Annotated in this window: 12 protein-coding genes; 9 read left to right on the top strand and 3 right to left on the bottom strand. The window is 41.5% G+C overall.

Features of this window, described 5'->3' with window-relative positions:
• Window positions 1-280: 280 nt before the first annotated feature.
• On the bottom strand, window positions 281-1825 hold the full coding sequence (gene dnaG, locus FXV91_RS18270) for a DNA primase DnaG (RefSeq protein ID WP_229392223.1): 1545 nt from the start codon (window positions 1823-1825) through the stop codon (window positions 281-283).
• Window positions 1826-3563: 1738 nt separating this feature from the next.
• Here dnaG and FXV91_RS18265 point away from each other — a divergent pair.
• Both FXV91_RS18265 and rtcA read left to right on the top strand, forming a co-directional pair.
• Window positions 3564-5072 carry an FAD-dependent oxidoreductase gene (locus FXV91_RS18265; RefSeq protein WP_229392222.1) on the top strand — a complete coding sequence of 503 codons (1509 nt, stop codon included), beginning with the start codon at window positions 3564-3566 and terminating at the stop codon, window positions 5070-5072.
• 108 nt (window positions 5073-5180) lie between these two features.
• Window positions 5181-6242: an RNA 3'-terminal phosphate cyclase gene (gene rtcA, locus FXV91_RS18260; protein ID WP_229392221.1), complete on the top strand. Its 1062-nt coding sequence runs from the start codon at window positions 5181-5183 to the stop codon at window positions 6240-6242.
• A gap of 162 nt (window positions 6243-6404) precedes the next feature.
• Here rtcA and FXV91_RS18255 read toward each other — a convergent pair whose 3' ends face one another.
• Complete coding sequence (locus FXV91_RS18255) at window positions 6405-7028, bottom strand: RNA 2'-phosphotransferase (RefSeq protein ID WP_229392220.1); 624 nt, start codon at window positions 7026-7028, stop codon at window positions 6405-6407.
• Between the two features lie 128 nt (window positions 7029-7156).
• Window positions 7157-8239, bottom strand: coding sequence for an MFS transporter (locus FXV91_RS18250; protein WP_229392219.1), 1083 nt, complete (start codon window positions 8237-8239; stop codon window positions 7157-7159).
• A gap of 597 nt (window positions 8240-8836) precedes the next feature.
• Between FXV91_RS18250 and FXV91_RS18245 the strand changes: the two genes are divergently transcribed.
• The 7 genes from FXV91_RS18245 to FXV91_RS18215 all read left to right on the top strand — a co-directional run bounded on the left by FXV91_RS18245 (window position 8837) and on the right by FXV91_RS18215 (window position 16578).
• Window positions 8837-10291 carry an OB-fold nucleic acid binding domain-containing protein gene (locus FXV91_RS18245; RefSeq protein ID WP_229392218.1) on the top strand — a complete coding sequence of 485 codons (1455 nt, stop codon included), beginning with the start codon at window positions 8837-8839 and terminating at the stop codon, window positions 10289-10291.
• 1097 nt (window positions 10292-11388) lie between these two features.
• Window positions 11389-12132: a CBS domain-containing protein gene (locus tag FXV91_RS18240; protein ID WP_229392217.1), complete on the top strand. Its 744-nt coding sequence runs from the start codon at window positions 11389-11391 to the stop codon at window positions 12130-12132.
• 79 nt (window positions 12133-12211) lie between these two features.
• Entirely contained in the window at window positions 12212-13006 is a 795-nt protein-coding gene (locus FXV91_RS18235) for a CBS domain-containing protein (RefSeq protein ID WP_229392216.1), read from the top strand.
• 270 nt (window positions 13007-13276) lie between these two features.
• Window positions 13277-14278, top strand: a complete 1002-nt coding sequence (locus tag FXV91_RS18230) for a CBS domain-containing protein (protein WP_229392215.1) — start codon at window positions 13277-13279, stop codon at window positions 14276-14278.
• Between the two features lie 347 nt (window positions 14279-14625).
• A complete protein-coding gene (locus FXV91_RS18225) occupies window positions 14626-15471 on the top strand; it encodes a CBS domain-containing protein (RefSeq protein ID WP_229392214.1) in 846 nt (281 codons plus the stop codon).
• A gap of 146 nt (window positions 15472-15617) precedes the next feature.
• Window positions 15618-15767, top strand: a complete 150-nt coding sequence (locus FXV91_RS18220; protein ID WP_229392213.1) for a hypothetical protein — start codon at window positions 15618-15620, stop codon at window positions 15765-15767.
• A gap of 34 nt (window positions 15768-15801) precedes the next feature.
• Window positions 15802-16578, top strand: coding sequence for a CBS domain-containing protein (locus tag FXV91_RS18215; protein ID WP_229392212.1), 777 nt, complete (start codon window positions 15802-15804; stop codon window positions 16576-16578).
• Window positions 16579-16586: the final 8 nt, after the last annotated feature.

The following is a 16586-nucleotide window of genomic DNA, read 5'->3' as shown; positions in this document are numbered from 1 at the left end:
AGTTTTTGTTAATAAACTTTTTCATATAATGTATATGATAAATAATGAAGGATTATAGGGCAAAGTGTGAATTTTAGTGTTATAGTGTGAAATCATACCAAATCGTAGTGATTTCACCGAATACATACATAAATGGTACACATAAAATAATAACAATGAGATAATTAGTCCCTTAACAGGAGAATAATTTCTCTATGATGAAATTCTGCAAATAAACGGTTTTTTCTAAACCAATCAAAAAAGAAATAAAAAAAGAAAGAAGGAAAGGAAAAAGACCTTCTCAGAGCATGCTGGAGGTCAAAACTTCCATATCTGCAGGGACTTTAGCGAGGTTTCCGATCTTTACTCCTATAAGGTTCTTGATTGCATTGCTCGAAGCAATATCAACAAGTCTTTGAGTAATTACACCATCGAAAACAACACTTTTCACGTTGTCTCTATAGGTTTTTAACCGGCTTGCAAGGTCTCTGACTGCGATTTCTTCTATTACTCTGTCTTCAGAATCCAGAATTCTCGCCGTCAACGTGCCTTTAAGGGCATCTACATGCGGTCTGAACCTCACTGCCTCCGGAGAAATTGGAGCCGGAGCCTGTCTGGCAGGAGCAGGGGAAACCCTTACTGCCTCTCCACCAGGAACCTTCACAGCTGAAACCTTTTCAGCTGAGGGCTTTCCTCTGGGAACTCTGGCTGCTGGAACTGTCCTTGTCATAACTGCAGGCTTTGAAACAGCCTGTCTTGCCTCAATTTTTTCTGTCGTTGCGGGAGTTTTTTCAGCGGGTCTTTCGGGAGCTTTTTCTGTAACTTTTTCGGGGCCCGTCTCTTCTATTTCTTCAGGAAACTCCTCTTCATAAGTGTCAGTCTTTGGAGATACCCTGTGAACCTTCACACGTTTGTGCAGTTTCTTTTCAGCAGTCCTGGGAACAACTTCCGGTGCTCTCATCTTTCTTTTAGAAATACGTTCCAGCCTGCAGGCACCGTCCTCGCTTTCTTTTTCCTGGATCCCGTATTTCTCAATAATTTGTTCCACCGGAACCTTACGACGGAGGGCTCTGATGATTTCCTTCTGGACAAGATCTTCCACACCCTTGCCATCCGGAGCACGGGCAACATAGTCTATGTCTGCCACCTGCAGGAGTTCACGTATAATGAGTTCTCCACCTCGATCTCCATCCGTAAAAGCAGTTACGGTCTTCTTTTTAGTAAGTTCAGCGACCTCAGGTGGAATATTAGTTCCGCCCACACATATGGTGTTTTTTATACCGTAGCGAAGCAGATTCAGTATGTCGGCCCTGCCTTCAACAATAATGATAGCATCCGAGTTAAGCACATTCGGTCCGCAGGGTATCCTTGACTTGCCATAATAAGTCAATTCGTCAACCCTTACTGATTGCCGGACTTCATCGGCAAGTTCCTGAGATTCTGGCACAGTCTCATCGAACATTTTCGTGAAGATGAGTTTTGCCCTTTCAATAATTTTTTTACGTTTTACAGCCCTTACATCTTCTACCTGGAAAACCTCAATCTTGGCACTGCAGGGACCTACCCTATCGATGGTTTCCAGAGACGCTGCAAGAATCGATGTCTCTACCTTATCGAGGCTCGAAGGGACAAAGATATTTCCTTTAGTCTTTCCCCCTTTGGCAGTAACCATTACCTCGATCCTTCCGATCCTTCCGGTCTTCTGCAGATCACGCAGATCAAGATCAGCTCCAAGCAGCCCCTCGGTCTGACCAAAAATTGCGCCTACGATATCAGGACGCTCAATTACCCCATCAGCATTGATTTTAGAGTGAATAATGTATTTTGTGGTATCAGTATTTTGCATGTGAATTCTCCCAGAACTAATGTAATGATTTATTATGAACGATTTATTATGAAGGGTTTATTATGAACGATTTATTATGAATGGTTTATTTTGGACGATTTTTTCTTTGGATATTTTTTTAATTATTCGATAGGAATACTCTTTATACACTCGAACAAATTCGGGACATAATTCTTTTTCCGACTGCCGGCTCATAGTACCTTTCTGGTAGTCCAAACTATCCTTTATATCCTGGAAACGGGCTGGAAACCATAAAGGCCAGAAAATGCAAAAATAGTAGTAAAAATCAGATTTAAAACCAGATCAGGGATAATACACCCTTGAAAAAGCAGATTTCATAATTGAAGGTTACTATGAACCGGGAAGAAAACTTCCTAACCTGCTTGCAACTGCCTGTTATGCTTATGCCAGGATGATTAAACCGGCGGATACTTCCTGACTGTTGCTTGACGAAAGCTCTTTACCTGCAAGGCAAATGCCAGATCAGCACCAGCCTGGTTTTAAAGCTCTCACAGATAGAGCTATTCCTGACTTTCGGTCAAAGTGAACAGTATACCCCCCACAATATCGGAGGTTTTCTGTACCTGCCCGAAAATCTTCGCCCTAACATAAGCTTATTAATGGATCTGAAATAACTCTCAGAGCCGTAAGTCAAATAATGTGTTTACCATTCAATATGCCTGATCTGAAGATTTCCAGGGTATTCCCAGAGATGGGATAAACCTGAGGCGTAAGTGACTGAAGTGTGCCAGACGCCTATTTAATCTTAAACAAGTATCCCTAAGTGATAAGTGGTAAGCAGTGAATGGAATGCATCAGGTTTATTGAAAGCACTTTTTGACTTTCGCTTCATGGGTGATATGTATAAGGTTTATTTTGGACTTAATGATATTAGCCCTGAATTGGTAATAAAGTATAATCTGAAATTTCTATTAAATTTGCATACGTTTAGTTACGCGAAATTCTTTACGAATCCAGTAGTGATGAATGGATGAAATTGTTAATTTATAATATGATCTGACAGAACAGCTCCCGCCCGCCTTAAAGCAATTTCGGCAAAACAGGAATCCTGTACGTCACATGTCTTAAATTCATATGTTTAATGCCTGCAGGCTTTAAGAACTTTGTGGTTATTTAAAGGGTTCGTTAAACCTGAATTATTTTAATCCATTATCGATAAATCTAACGATAGTGACCTTCTGGGAAGCTCTTAAAATTCTAAAAGAATGACTAATTAGAAAAATTTAGAAAAGTATATATAAAACAAAAGACGTCTAAAAATTTGAACGAGCGAGACAAATACACTGTTTTATGTATTAACCCCCCCACTCCCAACTCGCTCGTTCAGACCCCCACTAAAACCGACATCAGCCTCTTTTGAAAACCGTCATCATCCTTTTTAATTTTCTGGAAAACGCCTTCAAATGATATTTCAGGAAAGAGATCTTCAGGAAAAAGAACTTCTGGAAATAGGCATTCAGGAAAAAGGTCAAAATAGAATTTATTTTCGAGAAAAACTAATTTTAGTTAAACAATTTTGAGAATAAAGGGTTAACAGCTTGATTAAACCAGTTTGATTAAACTTAATGAAACTGAAAGTTTTTCCATACTAACTGAAAGTCTTGAAAGTCTTTTTACACCATCTGAAAATCTCTCCATATCGTCTGAAGTACCTCGTGTACTGGAATTCTTTTGTTTTTAAAAACCTATAATAGGCGCAAAACGCCATATAAAAAGCATGGGAATCGATTTCAGTATAAAAGGTGCCCCAGGTGAAAGTTCTCGAACAGCAGGTGAAAGTTCTCGAACAGCAGGTGAAAGTTCTCGAACAGCAGGTGAAATTCAGGAAGAGGTTTTTAGAAAAGTCCCGGCACAGGCCCGGACAGAGAAAAACCTTACAAGAGTGGTCATTATAGGAGGGGGAGCCTGTGGGATGGCAGCTGCTACTAAAATTCGAAGGCAGAGCGACTTTGACATAACCGTGCTTTCATGGGACTCCCACACTGCTTACAGCCACTGCGGAATTCCTTTTGTATTGGGCAGGGAAATTGAAAGTTTTGAAAAACTGATTGTAAAAACTCCTGGTTTTTTCAGGGAAAAAAACATAGATGTGAAACTGAACGAGAAAGTAATGTCAATAAACCTGACCGGGCAGGTTGTCCAGACAGGAGAAGGAGTCTATCCTTTTGACAAACTGGTGATTGCTACAGGGAGCTTGCCCTTCATATCCCGCGAAAGCCAGGCAAATATTCTACCTTACGGAATTTTTACTCTGAGGAGCCTTGCTGACGGCATGCTCTTTGGAAAAGCACTGGAAACTGCCCAAACAGTATGTATCGTAGGTGGAGGTACGATAGGAATTGAATGTGCCTCAGAACTCACAAAGAGAGGAATTAAAACTATCCTTATAACCAGAAGCAAAGACCTTCTTTCCAGACAGTTTGATTCCGATATGTCTGCAATTGTGAGAGCACACCTTGAAGCGCTTGGTGTGGAAGTTATCACCGGGGAACCTGTGATTTTGCCTGAAAATTTCTGGAAACAGAGAACTGTATTTATAAAGAACAGGTATTTTCCTGCAGACCTCGTGCTCCTGGCAACAGGTGTAATGCCTGAAATCTGCCTTGCCAGAGAAGCAGGATTAGATATTGGAAAGGCAGGAGGAATAGTCGTAAATGAAATGCTTCAGGTAAAGGCAGGAGGGGAGGTTCTCCCGCATGTATACGCAGGCGGCGAATGTGCGGAAGTTACCGACCTTGTAACCGGGGAAATCAGGCTAAGTCAGCTGGGCACAACAGCGCGACGCATGGCAGACGTCATAGGAAATAATATTACAGGCAAATACTCCACTTTCGGACCTCTTGCTGACCCCTGGGTAGCTGTTGCTGGAGACCTGCAATTCGGCGGAGTAGGGCTCACATCCGGACAGGCGGAAAAACAGAGAATAAAAGTTGTAACAGGATTTTCCCGTGGGCGCACAAGAGCTTCTTACTATCCAGGACGAAAAGATCTCTACATAAAACTTCTTTTTAAAGACAGCTGCCTTGCAGGAGCGCAACTCGCAGGAGGAGAAGGTATAAAGGAAAGAATTGATGCCCTCTCCCTTGCGATAAGAAAGAAAACAACAATTAAAGACTTTCTTAGCCTTGAAACCTGCTATGCTCCTCCGGTTTCCATGCTTGTTGACCCTCTTGTGCCGGCTGTAAAAGCTGCAGTCAGAAATATGCGGGAAACTAAAACAAATTGAAACTAAAACGAATTAAGAGGGTCCAGACGAGAGATCAGATGAAAGATACGATTAAATCACAAAATGATAAAACTGGGTAAAAAGCTGAATGAAAAAGGGGAGAGGGAAATGATAGAAATAGATGGTTCTTACGGGGAAGGAGGAGGGCAGTTAGTCAGAACGGCTGTTGCCCTTTCTGCAGTTACCGGAAAAGAAGTGAAGGTTACGAATATAAGGAAAAACAGACCAAATCCCGGCCTGAAACAGCAGCACCTGAAAGCACTGGAAACTGCAGCCAGGATCTGCGGGGCACGGGTTTCAGGGCTTTTTCCGGGTTCTTCAGAGTTATTTTTTGCTCCAGTGGAAATAAAGGGGGGCAAGTATGATATTGATATCGGGACCGCAGGAAGCATAACTCTGCTTTTACAATGCCTTATGCCTGCCCTGCCTTTTGCAAAAGAAAAAGTTGAGTTAACGATTATAGGGGGGACTGACGTTGCCTGGTCTCCGACAACGGACTACCTTCAGCATGTAACTTTCGGGGCACTTGAACAGCTTGGATATGCAGGCAACGTAACCCTGAAAGAGCGCGGTTACTATCCCAGGGGAGGAGGAAAGGTCTCAGCTGTTTTTGAACCCTGCAGGCTTCATGGTTTTCATTTCCGGAAGACACAAGAAAAGAAAAGAGCTGGGAAGAACCTAATAAGTGAGGAGGATCTGCATGGAGGGCAGAGTCAGGAGGGAGAAATCACTGGAATTTCACATGCATCGAACCTTCCAGCCCATGTGCCAGCACGCCAGGCCGAAGCTGCCGAATCCCTTCTTCTTGAAGCCGGATATGATTCCCGGATCGATATCCAGTCACACGAATCATTTTCCACAGGAAGTGGAATAACCCTCTGGACAGGTTACTGTGGAGGAAGTGCCCTTGGAGAGAGGGGGCTGCCTGCTGAAAAAGTGGGTAGGCGCGCTGCAGAAGAAGTTATCTCAGAATTCAGAACAAGCGCCGCCGTGGATATACATCTGGCAGACCAGTTGATTCCGTATATGGCACTCGCAGGAAACAGTTCTTACACTGTCCGAGAGCTGACCCTGCATGCGGCGACAAACATCTGGGTCACAGAACAGTTTCTGGATGTGAAGTTCAGGATAGAGGAAAAAGAAGGACTTTTTGAAGTATCTGTTGACTGAAAAAATTAATAAATGAGGAAAAATAGAAAAAATATAACGAAAGAAATAATTGATGAGAATTAGTAAGAAGAAATAGTAAGAAGAAATTCAGAGGAAAAAGACCAGAAAAAAGATATTGGAAAAAAGAATCAGAAAAAACTAGAAAAAACGAGTGAAAAAGAATTAGTCCTCAAGTACAAACAGATACTCGGGAGGTATCTTTTCCGCAAGTACGATGTAATCCGTTGCAAGCTTTAGAGAAATTCCATCTTCCTGAGCTCTAAAGGCATCAACCTGCAGGATCACAGGATTTTCGGTATGGATCAGGGCAACTTCAGCTGCCTTATCATACGAAGTGCTGAGGTGAACATAGCGCTGTTTGATAGGGAAAATTCCGTTCTCAAGCAGGACATCGACTTCCTCCGGACTTGCTCCATAGTACACGTATGGAGTATCGCTTTCTTCGTAATCAAGGTTAACGTTAACAGAATGTCCGTAACGTGCTCTGATCATGGGCCCACTGATCTGATATCTTCCTTTTTCATCGGACTCCACAAGGGCATAAAGGTACTCTTTTCTCATCCAGTTATAACGCTTCTTCATAACATCACAAAAAGCGTTAAGGTCCACCCAGCCGCACTCGTCCATTTTAACCCCTGCAGATGCCGGGAAGTGCCTGAGAGTACCTGATACAAACCTGCCGAGCTTTTCCTCCCTTCCATCGTCCAGCACGTATCTACCAGGGTGTTTACACTGCTGACAGCTGACTCCTCTAAAATAGCCGTGCTCAGTGCATTTTCGAATCATGGTATCACGTACATAATGAAACTTTACCATAAATAAGGTTTTGTTTTAATTAACTTTATTTCTTAAAACTAGTTTTTTCATAAGAAAATTTTAAGTCCTTACTTTGAAAAACGATATTTTTCTACCTCTTAATGACCCCGCATGCCTGCAGCTTTTTCCAGGGTTTTGTAGAGAAGGAAGCCTGAAATAGAGAACACGGCAGCTCCAAGGATTGCTGCCCTGACACCGAAAAACTGGGAAAGGACCCCTCCGAAGAGAGCTCCAGCAACTCCTGCAGCCCCGATCATTGAGTTAATGAGACCTGCTGCCGTAGCTTTATCAGGGTTCAGCTCCACAACCCTGCGGGTTGAGCCAACATAGAGAAAAGACCAGGAACAGGCAATGACGAACATCCCCGGAATGACGTAAAGATAAGAGGGGGCAAAAAAGAAACTGATAAAACCGACCTCTGAGAGCAGATAGCCTGCACGGATCAGCTTTTCATTTTCAAACGGGTCAAGCATACGCATAATTAGAAACTGGACTGCGGGATTTATAGCATAAATAACTCCTATCCAGAAGGCACTTGCCCCAAGCTCCTTGAGGTAAAGGGGAAAAATAGTCCAGATTCCGACAGCTCCTGTATGCCGCAGGAAGAGGGAGAAATAAACCCCTGAGTTCTTCAGCAAGGTATTCAGGGAAAAGTAAGAGTCACTCAGCTTCGGCTTTTTAATGTCTTTTAACATGAAGGCCTGTAAGAAACAGAAGGCATAACAGAGGGATGAAAATATAAAAAGCAGGTCCATTCTTACCCCTATCAGCCCTGCTACGAGAAAGCCCGCCATCCAGCCGAGAGAACCCAGAGAAATAAACCTTCCCAGGCTTTGCTTCTGATAATGGACATAGGCTATCAGGGCTCCCGGATGAATCCCAACACTGAAGCCGGCTAAAGCTCTTGCAAGCATGAGGGTAGAAGGATCGGTGGCAAAAGCCTGAAGTAAAAAAGAGGCTATGGCAAATCCAAAACCTCCCAGAAGCACTGTACGCAGGTGATAAAGGTCAGCAAGCCTTCCGAAAATAAAGGAGGAAAGAAGGGTTGTGGCAGAGTAGATCCCTACTATAAATCCGATATCAATGTAAGAGGCACCAAGAGATGCAGCAAAAACGGGAATAAAAAGCAATGAGAGAACATTGGCCATGTTTGAAAAAAACTGGATGTTGTTTACCCTCATCAAGCCGATTCACACTATAAGAGCATCTCCATAACTTATTATATTTTCCTAAATGTGAAGTAAGGTAGAGTTATTCACTCGAGATACTCACTCTCAAGGTACACTCACCGCATAAAATGATCTCATTCCGCATCTCGAATACTTTCACCCTGCATACAGTAATCTTTAGTAAGACACCTTACATACGGTATCAAGGGATCTTTAAAAAATAGCCAAAAAAAGAAAAAACTTACCAAATCATATTTAATTTTCAGGGATATTGTTATTATGCGTTTTCAGGGATATTCTTATTATGCATCAACTAAAGGACGTATAGAATCTAGTAATTCTCATATAAGATTGAAAAATATTTTATTTTAATTTGAAAATATTTAATCTAAATTTTATCTCAAGCTTTCACCTGAAATATATCACATTTCCAAAACGCTTAACGTCTTAAAATAGCGTGATGTCTTAAAATAACACTCGCAGCAGTGGTTTTTCAGGAAAAAAATGCCTGACATTTAAGTCAAATATACATTGAAGAATATATTGAAGAAAACATCACCAAAGACTAAAGAACACTGAAAGTAAATATCAACAATTCAAGGGAGTAACATGACCGATATTGATACTATTTACAAGAAGCTCAGCCATGTCATCAGTAAAGAAGATTTCCTCCAGCGCACACAGGAAAAGGTCGAGAACATGGGAGGACTGTGTGATGAGGCAATGGCTGCCATGCTAGTTGCCAATGAACTGGGATTCTCGGATGCGGGCAGAGACAGCATAAAAGTAGAAAATATTACCCCGGAAAGCGGACCTGTTAATTTCATCGCAAGGATTGTTTCAATTTTCGATATTAAAGAGTTTACCCGGAACGACGGCACTATAGGCAGAGTAGGAAACCTTATCGTTGGAGACGAGACCGGAAAAGTAAAGTTAACCCTGTGGGATAACATGGCAGACCTGATTAAAATCGGAAAAGTAAAGGTAGGACAAACAGTTCAGGTCAGCGGATTTGCAAAGCAGGGCTATTCCGGAGTGGAAGTTAATATCGGTAACAATGGAGTCCTGACCGAAAGTGAAGAGGAAGTTGATGTGGCTTCGAGCAGCCAGAAAATAAAGGACATAAAAGATGGGATGGGAGACCTTAACCTTACAGGAAAGGTACTTGAGGTTTCTGAAATCAGGACCTTCCAGCGCAAGGATGGTAACAGCGGAAGGGTGGGGAACCTGCTGCTTGGGGATGAAACAGGTACACTCAGAGTAACGCTCTGGGATGAAAAAACCGATTTTCTAAGCCAGCTTGAGTATGGGGATATAGTTGAGCTGATCAATGCTTACGCCCGGGAGAATGCCTTTACCCAGAAAGTGGAACTGCAGATAGGAAACCGGAGCATAATCAGGAAAAGTGAAAAGAAAGTCGAATACAAAGAAGAATTTACCCCAATTGCAGAAATAAAGGCCGAAATGAATAATGTTAACATCTCAGGAAGGGTGCTTGATATCTCAGAAGTCCGGGCTTTTGAGAAAAAAGACGGATCTGCCGGCAGGGTTGGAAACATTCTTCTGGGTGATTCTACAGGCAAAATAAGACTTACACTCTGGGATGAAAAAACCGATTTTCTTGAAGAGATTGATTTTGACGAAACCGTTGAGGTTCTTAACGCTTATTCCCGGGAAAACACTTTCAGCCAGCAAGTTGAACTCAGCCTGGGAGCCAGAGGGATAATTCAAAAAAGTGAAAAAAAGGTTGAGTACAGGGAAAAGTTTACTGACATAGCTGACATTATTCCTGGAGAAAGTTATTCTGTTCAGGGTAAGGTTACCGAAATCGGGGAACTCAGAGAATTTGAGAAGGAAGACGGAACTGAAAATGTGGTCGCAAACCTGCAACTTAAGGACGAAACAGGCAATATCCGGCTAACCCTCTGGGGTGAACAGGCCTATGTGATAGAGGATCTGGATATCGACTCCGAAATCCAGATCATTGACGCTTATGCCAAGTATGGGCTGAACGAAGAGATGGAATTGAGTGTTGGGAATAGGAGTAGAGTGATTATTCTATAATTATTCCCTATTTTTACCTATTTTTATTCTTTACTATTTCATTTTTTTGATCTATTCCCGTTTTTATTTTCATCTGCCTTTCACGTCTTTATTGGATAATTGTTGGCTTCAGTTTGGTTTTTTCTTTTGTATTTTCTGGATTTACGAAATTTGTCCAGATTTTTTTAACTTCATCTGATCATTACTTTATGTGCTGTTTAATTTTTATCTAGTGTCATGACAACTTAATTATGGGGCATTAATATTTAGATTACCCCCCATAAGTAGTTTTTTTTCGTAATTATGATGGCTCATAAATAAATTTCCCCAACACTAGTATCATGGAAATTTAATTATTGATCACTTAATAAGCTATGAATCCCTTTATACCGATAACAAACTATCAAAATATTATGTTTAATAATTAAATTGTCGCGACACTAGTATCATTTTATTCTTCATAGGAAATATTAGCAGCTTGAAACTCAGAAATTTGAAGGCAAAAAGTCTGGAAAGTAAGTTCCAGTGGAAATAAAGGGGTCTAAAAAATTTCCTGTGAGAAAAATCAATAGCATTAAAAATATAATTAAGAATGTTTTATTCGATTTGAGATTTTTTTCAGAAGTGTATTTTGCTTCTGCTATTTCTCCCTGATATTTTTTCCAGAAAATTCGATATTATTCATTATGAGCAAAAATCTCCAGTGGAAATGAGGGGGTTCTGAAAAAATTCCTGCCGGACTTACATAAAGCTCTCGTGAAGAAAATAAAGGTCTTTGATTCAAAAAAAGGTTGCTCTGCCTACTTTGTATAAATTTGAGATATTTGCAAAAAAAAAGAAATGCCGTTATCATTATGTACCATTGACTCGTATATATAAGTGTTATAAAAACGTCCGAAAAGTGTTGGGAAGACACATTAGGGGAGCGGACAAGATAATGAGTCTAAAATGGCAAGCTCCACCAGAACTCCAGTTTTCAAAAGCTAAATTTTTAATATTGATTAAAAAGAAAAATTAAAGTAAGCTGGAATGTTTTTAAAGGAAGCTGGAAGCTTGAAAAAACTTATTTTGTGAATCGTAGGTTTAAAGGCGCTGAAAGTAAAGGGGGACGGCATTCAATGATAGATGACCCTAAAAGGGAAAAAAATATTGATAGGGGGAGAGATGCTGATAGGGAGAGGAACATTGATAGAGATAGAGACACTGGTGTTTACACAGTAGGCGACTCTACAAGAGAAATAAATGTTGATAGGGCGGAAGGTTCTGGCATTCACAGTAGAGAGCTTGAGAGAGAGGTCTCGGTTTCTGAAGCTATGAATAAAGCAGTTATAGTAATGGATATCGACTCGGATATTCCTGCCATTGCAAAGGAAATGGTCAGCCGTGATGCGGGAAGCGTCATCATCACGGAAGATGGAAAGGCCATGGGGATCATAACTGAAAGGGACCTTGTAAAAAGTATTATTACAGAGGATAAAAGACCAAGTGAGATCGAAGCGAGCAAAATCCTCTCTACTCCGTTGATAACTGTTGAACCTACAACCAGTGTAATTAAAGCTTCCAGGATCATGTTGAAAGCCAATATAAAAAGGCTTCCAGTTCTAGAAGACAATACGATAGTTGGAATGATTTCGAACACTGATATCTTAATGATATCACCCGGTCTCAACACCATTCTCAAAGACCTTATTGATATGAATCGGGAGGCTCTCCTTTCCATTCCCTCAATTGAGGAGGTTTCAGAGGAATTCAGCACAGGAATATGTGAATCCTGTGATGTTTTTTCAGTGGACCTTAAATTCGTAGATGGCAGGTATTTATGTGCAAACTGCCGGCAGGAAGAAGGGGAGAACTACGAATAAATATAACATTGAGGTTTCGACTTTCTAACTTTCCAACGTTTAAGCTTTCTGTTTTAAAAGGAATATAGGAAGGTAAACAATGATTGTCAACGAGATTATGTCAGAAGAGCCTGTAAGTATCAAAGAGAGTGAGTTTGTGACTCACGCTCGTCAACTGATGCGCGATTACTTCTTTCGGGGTCTTGTCGTTGTTGATGAAGGAAACAGGCTTGTGGGAATGTTAAATGACCAGGATATCATGAATGTGACATCCACGCGCTCGAACGTTACGGTAGGCGGATATGCAAGGCAGTCCCCGACGGTCACTCCGGATATGGATGTTGGCAAAGCTGCAAAACTAATGGTACAATCGAAACAGAACAGGGTTCCGGTTGTCAAATCAACAACAGACCGTACGGTCGTAGGAGTCCTGAGTGATGTTGATATTCTCAAAAACGTGGAGCTCCCCAGAAACGTTTCGAAAACCATAGAAGCGATTATGACGAAAAAAGTCAAAACCTGTTCTCCTGATGAAAGGATCTCCAGGGTCTGGAATTACATGATAGAGACAGATTATACCGGCATTCCAGTAGTTTCAAAGAAAGGCGATCCCATCGGAATGATAACAAGAAGGGACATAATTAAATCAGGTATTTTGAGGATGTCTATAGAAGACGAGAGGGCGACAAGGCCAAATGAAAGTCCCAAAGTTGAGAGGATTATGTCAACTCCTGCATACACGCTTTCAGAGAACGATTCCGTCAAGCGTGCGATTGAAATGATTATTTATCATGATATCGGAAGAGTTACTATAGTAAATGACCAGGGGAAAATATCCGGAATCGCTGATAGGCAAGACCTCCTGGAGTCCATGGTCAATGGGTGGTCTGAGTAAATTCTCAGGTTGCAGAAAGGTAATGGACACGTTATCGCGCAAAAGGATTATAATGATTAAAGATTATAATTAGTAACGATTACAGATTGACAAACAAAAGTAAGTGTTCAGAAAGATTCGAGAGAAGTTGCTATGAGGTTTTGTTTGTTTCCGGCAGTAAACCATGAGGCTGCTAAAATGTGAATTGCAGGTTCAGGGAAAAGATTCCTGCAAAATGCAGGTAGATGAAAAACGGAATATGAAAAAAGCAATTAACTGCAACTCGATTCGGTGATCCTATTGAACAAAAATACGACATTTGTACCAGTCGAAAAAATGAATGTTCAGCCAAAACTGAACAAATCAAGCAAAAAAGCTCAGCAGAAAGACTCACATATGGTCAGCAGCATGGGCACAATGAGAATAGGCCCCAGTTTCAAGTCCCGCATTGCGGAACATGAGGGAAAAATTCTTGCTCTGGCAACAAGAAATGTAGTAACCCTTCCTCCTACTGCAACAATTATGGAAGCAGTCAGGATTATGACCGAAAGAAGATTCAGGCGTATCCCGATCACAGACGCGGGAACAGGGAGACTGGAAGGAGTAGTTACCTCTGTTGATATCATTGATTTCCTGGGAGGGGGCAGCAGGAATCTCCTTGTTGAAAATCGTTTCAAAGGCAACCTTCTGGCTGCAATAAACGAGGAAGTACGGCAAATTATGGAGACTGATGTTGCGTACATTCATGAGCGGGCAGATTTTAAAGAAGCCGTCACAACAATGCTTGAAAGGAGGACAGGAGGCCTGCCAATAGTAAATAATGAAATGCAGGTTGTCGCGATCTTTACTGAAAGAAACGCCGTGGAACTGATGGGTGGGCTTGTGACAAATAAAACTGTTGATGAATATATGACCAAAAACGTTACAATGGTAACAACAGACACACCCATCGGACATGCAGCAAAAGTAATGGTACAGAACAGGTTCCGAAGACTTCCCGTAGTAAAGGACGGAATTTTTGCGGGAATAGTCACTGCCTCCGATATTGTCCATTTCCTTGGGAGAGGGGATGCGTTCAGCAAATTGACAACAGGAAATATTCATGAGGCTCTGGACCAGCCTGTAGGCTCTATCGTTTCAAAAGAACTGATCTGGACCAGCCCTGGCACAGATATGGGGAAAGCTATGGAAATTATGCTCGAGAAAAAGATAGGTTCACTTCCGATACTGGAAGAGGGAATGCTACATGGTATTATCACAGAGAGCGATTTCCTTCGAGGTTTTGACTTTTAACAGGAGTCTGAATAAGACTGGAATAAACATTCTAAGCAAGATTAAACTTCTGCTAAACAAACTTCTGCTAAACAAACTTCTGCTAAACCGAACCAGAACTGAATAAGCCAGAATTAAATCCGGAGAACTCATGAAAAGGAATCCGGGTAGCTTAAAGAGTTAGATAGGGGACAAACTTCTTGGCTGGACAGACCAGAATAATTCTGTGCTCTGATTTCTCTGATGTTTCAGAGCGGAGCCTGTCTTAAAATAAAGATTCAAAATAGCTGAAAATTACAAAGTCCATATCTGATTCACAAACTATAATTGTTAATACTTATATATTGTAAAAATGTAGGAGGTATTCCATGAATGTGGCGGACATCATGAGTTCACCTGTATATATTATAAACGTGGATGAACCCGTGTCACATGCAAGAAATCTGATGTTAAGACATAGAATCAGTACATTGCTTGTCCTTAACGAGGGCAAAATGGTGGGAATCGTCACGAAATCAGACATCACCAACCGCCTGGCTCAAGCCGAACCCCTCTGGAGGAGACGGCCTATTGACCAGATCCCAATCAAGTTGCTGATGACAGAGTCCGTAATCACCATTTATCCCGAGGCCTCTATTTCCCAAGCAGTCGCCTTGATGCTTGAGAACGGAGTACATAACATTCCGGTGGTAAAAAATGATATTGTAGGCATTGTCACCAGGACAGATATCGTGCGCTATGTTTCCGAACATGCGGATGAAATAGATACAAAGATTCCCAGACTGATGACCGAAGATATCATTTCTGTTCACAGACACCACACAATCAACCATGTCATAGACGAAATGAACAAAAATGAAATTGAAAGAGTAGTCGTTAAAGATGATACAGGAAAACCTGTGGGAATCATTTCAAGCAGAAGCCTTGCCTTAAACCTCTTAACAGATAACGAAGGCAAACTTTCAACAAAAAGCATCAAGATGACCCGGAGGTCCTCGCCCGGAGGCCAGAAAACTTACAGGTATGTAAAAGAAGTACCCTTAACAGCAGAGGACATCATGGTTTCTCCAATAGTATCCATCGATATAAACGAGAAAATTAGCAGTGCTGCAAAACAATTGATTGAAGAAGGTATAACGGCCCTGCCTGTCAGTGAAGGTGAAGAAATAGTAGGAATACTGAGCAGGACAGACATTATGAAAGCCGTGATTTAAAAAGGATGCTCTGAAAAGGATGCTCTGAAAACCTGATTCAGATCAAAATCCGTTAAAAATCAAAAATAAAAGAAATTGAAAGTAAAAGAGGAGCAAAATACCTTTAAGATGGTAATGATTAATTAACTAAGTAAGTACACTGCAGCATGTACATTACGGAGGTATATACGGCAAAAAAGAAACGGAAAAGGTTGTTGGACGCAAAAGAAGGATGCAAAATAAAAATTAGAAAAATGGATGTAGTAAGGCCTGTAAAAACAGAAAAGGTCTGTAAAAACGGGAATGTGGAGAACTGAAACTAAAATTCTGGATACGCATGAGGTGAAATGCATGCAAGTTAAAGACATAATGGTACAACCACACAAGATTGATAAGTCAGACACCATATCTCACGCCCTTGATATCATGGAAAAGAAGGATACAAAGCGCCTGCTGGTAGTTCACGACAACCAGGTGCTCGGGGTACTTACCATGAGAAGTCTGACAGAGCAGCTCGGAACTCGCAGGAAACAGAGCAAACCCGCATCCTCTTTGCATGTTGCAACAGCCGTATCCGACAACTTTGTAAAGATTTTGCCAGATACCGACGTTAAAGATGCCCTCACCCTGATGAAAAAGAAGGGAGGCGTGATCATTGTCACTGATAATGGAAACGCAATGGGCTGGGTGACCCCACAGGAGTTCATGAAAGCAAACCGTTTCACGGGCTTTGCCGGGGAAGTAATGGAAAAAGATCCGATCACTATCAGTCCCTCAGACCGTGTAAGCCACGCCAGACGCCTTATCCTTGACAAGAATGTGGGAAGGCTGCCTGTGATCGAAAACGGGAAGCTTGTAGGGATCGTTGCAGAAGATGACATTGCTTTTGCAATGCGCTCTTTCAGGGACTTGGTAGCTGATAATCAGCAGGATTCCAGAATTAAAAACCTGCTTGTTGGAGACATTATGACCCGGAGTGTTGTCAGTGTGTACACCAACACCCCACTTTCAGATGCGGTTAATACCATGATGGAACATGATGTTGGAGGTGTTCCTGTCCTCAATCTGGAAGAAGAACTGGTTGGTTTCCTCGCACGCAGGAATATCATAAACACAATCCAGGAATAAAATCTGAG

The sequence above is a fragment of the Methanosarcina sp. DH2 genome (genome assembly GCF_020804225.1).
Taxonomy (GTDB): Archaea; Halobacteriota; Methanosarcinia; order Methanosarcinales; family Methanosarcinaceae; genus Methanosarcina.
The sequence above is the reverse complement of the archived record's forward strand: the minus strand, read 5'-3'. Positions and strand labels throughout refer to the sequence as shown.

Excerpts from the sequence above, each read along its gene's own strand:
- dnaG (WP_229392223.1), bottom strand. The coding sequence starts at position 1,825 with ATGCAAAATACTGATACCACAAAATACATTATTCACTCTAAAATCAAT.
- FXV91_RS18265 (WP_229392222.1), top strand. The coding sequence starts at position 3,564 with ATGGGAATCGATTTCAGTATAAAAGGTGCCCCAGGTGAAAGTTCTCGA.
- rtcA (WP_229392221.1), top strand. The coding sequence starts at position 5,181 with ATGATAGAAATAGATGGTTCTTACGGGGAAGGAGGAGGGCAGTTAGTC.
- FXV91_RS18255 (WP_229392220.1), bottom strand. The coding sequence starts at position 7,028 with ATGATTCGAAAATGCACTGAGCACGGCTATTTTAGAGGAGTCAGCTGT.
- FXV91_RS18250 (WP_229392219.1), bottom strand. The coding sequence starts at position 8,239 with ATGAGGGTAAACAACATCCAGTTTTTTTCAAACATGGCCAATGTTCTC.
- FXV91_RS18245 (WP_229392218.1), top strand. The coding sequence starts at position 8,837 with ATGACCGATATTGATACTATTTACAAGAAGCTCAGCCATGTCATCAGT.
- FXV91_RS18240 (WP_229392217.1), top strand. The coding sequence starts at position 11,389 with ATGATAGATGACCCTAAAAGGGAAAAAAATATTGATAGGGGGAGAGAT.
- FXV91_RS18235 (WP_229392216.1), top strand. The coding sequence starts at position 12,212 with ATGATTGTCAACGAGATTATGTCAGAAGAGCCTGTAAGTATCAAAGAG.
- FXV91_RS18225 (WP_229392214.1), top strand. The coding sequence starts at position 14,626 with ATGAATGTGGCGGACATCATGAGTTCACCTGTATATATTATAAACGTG.
- FXV91_RS18220 (WP_229392213.1), top strand. The coding sequence starts at position 15,618 with ATGTACATTACGGAGGTATATACGGCAAAAAAGAAACGGAAAAGGTTG.
- FXV91_RS18215 (WP_229392212.1), top strand. The coding sequence starts at position 15,802 with ATGCAAGTTAAAGACATAATGGTACAACCACACAAGATTGATAAGTCA.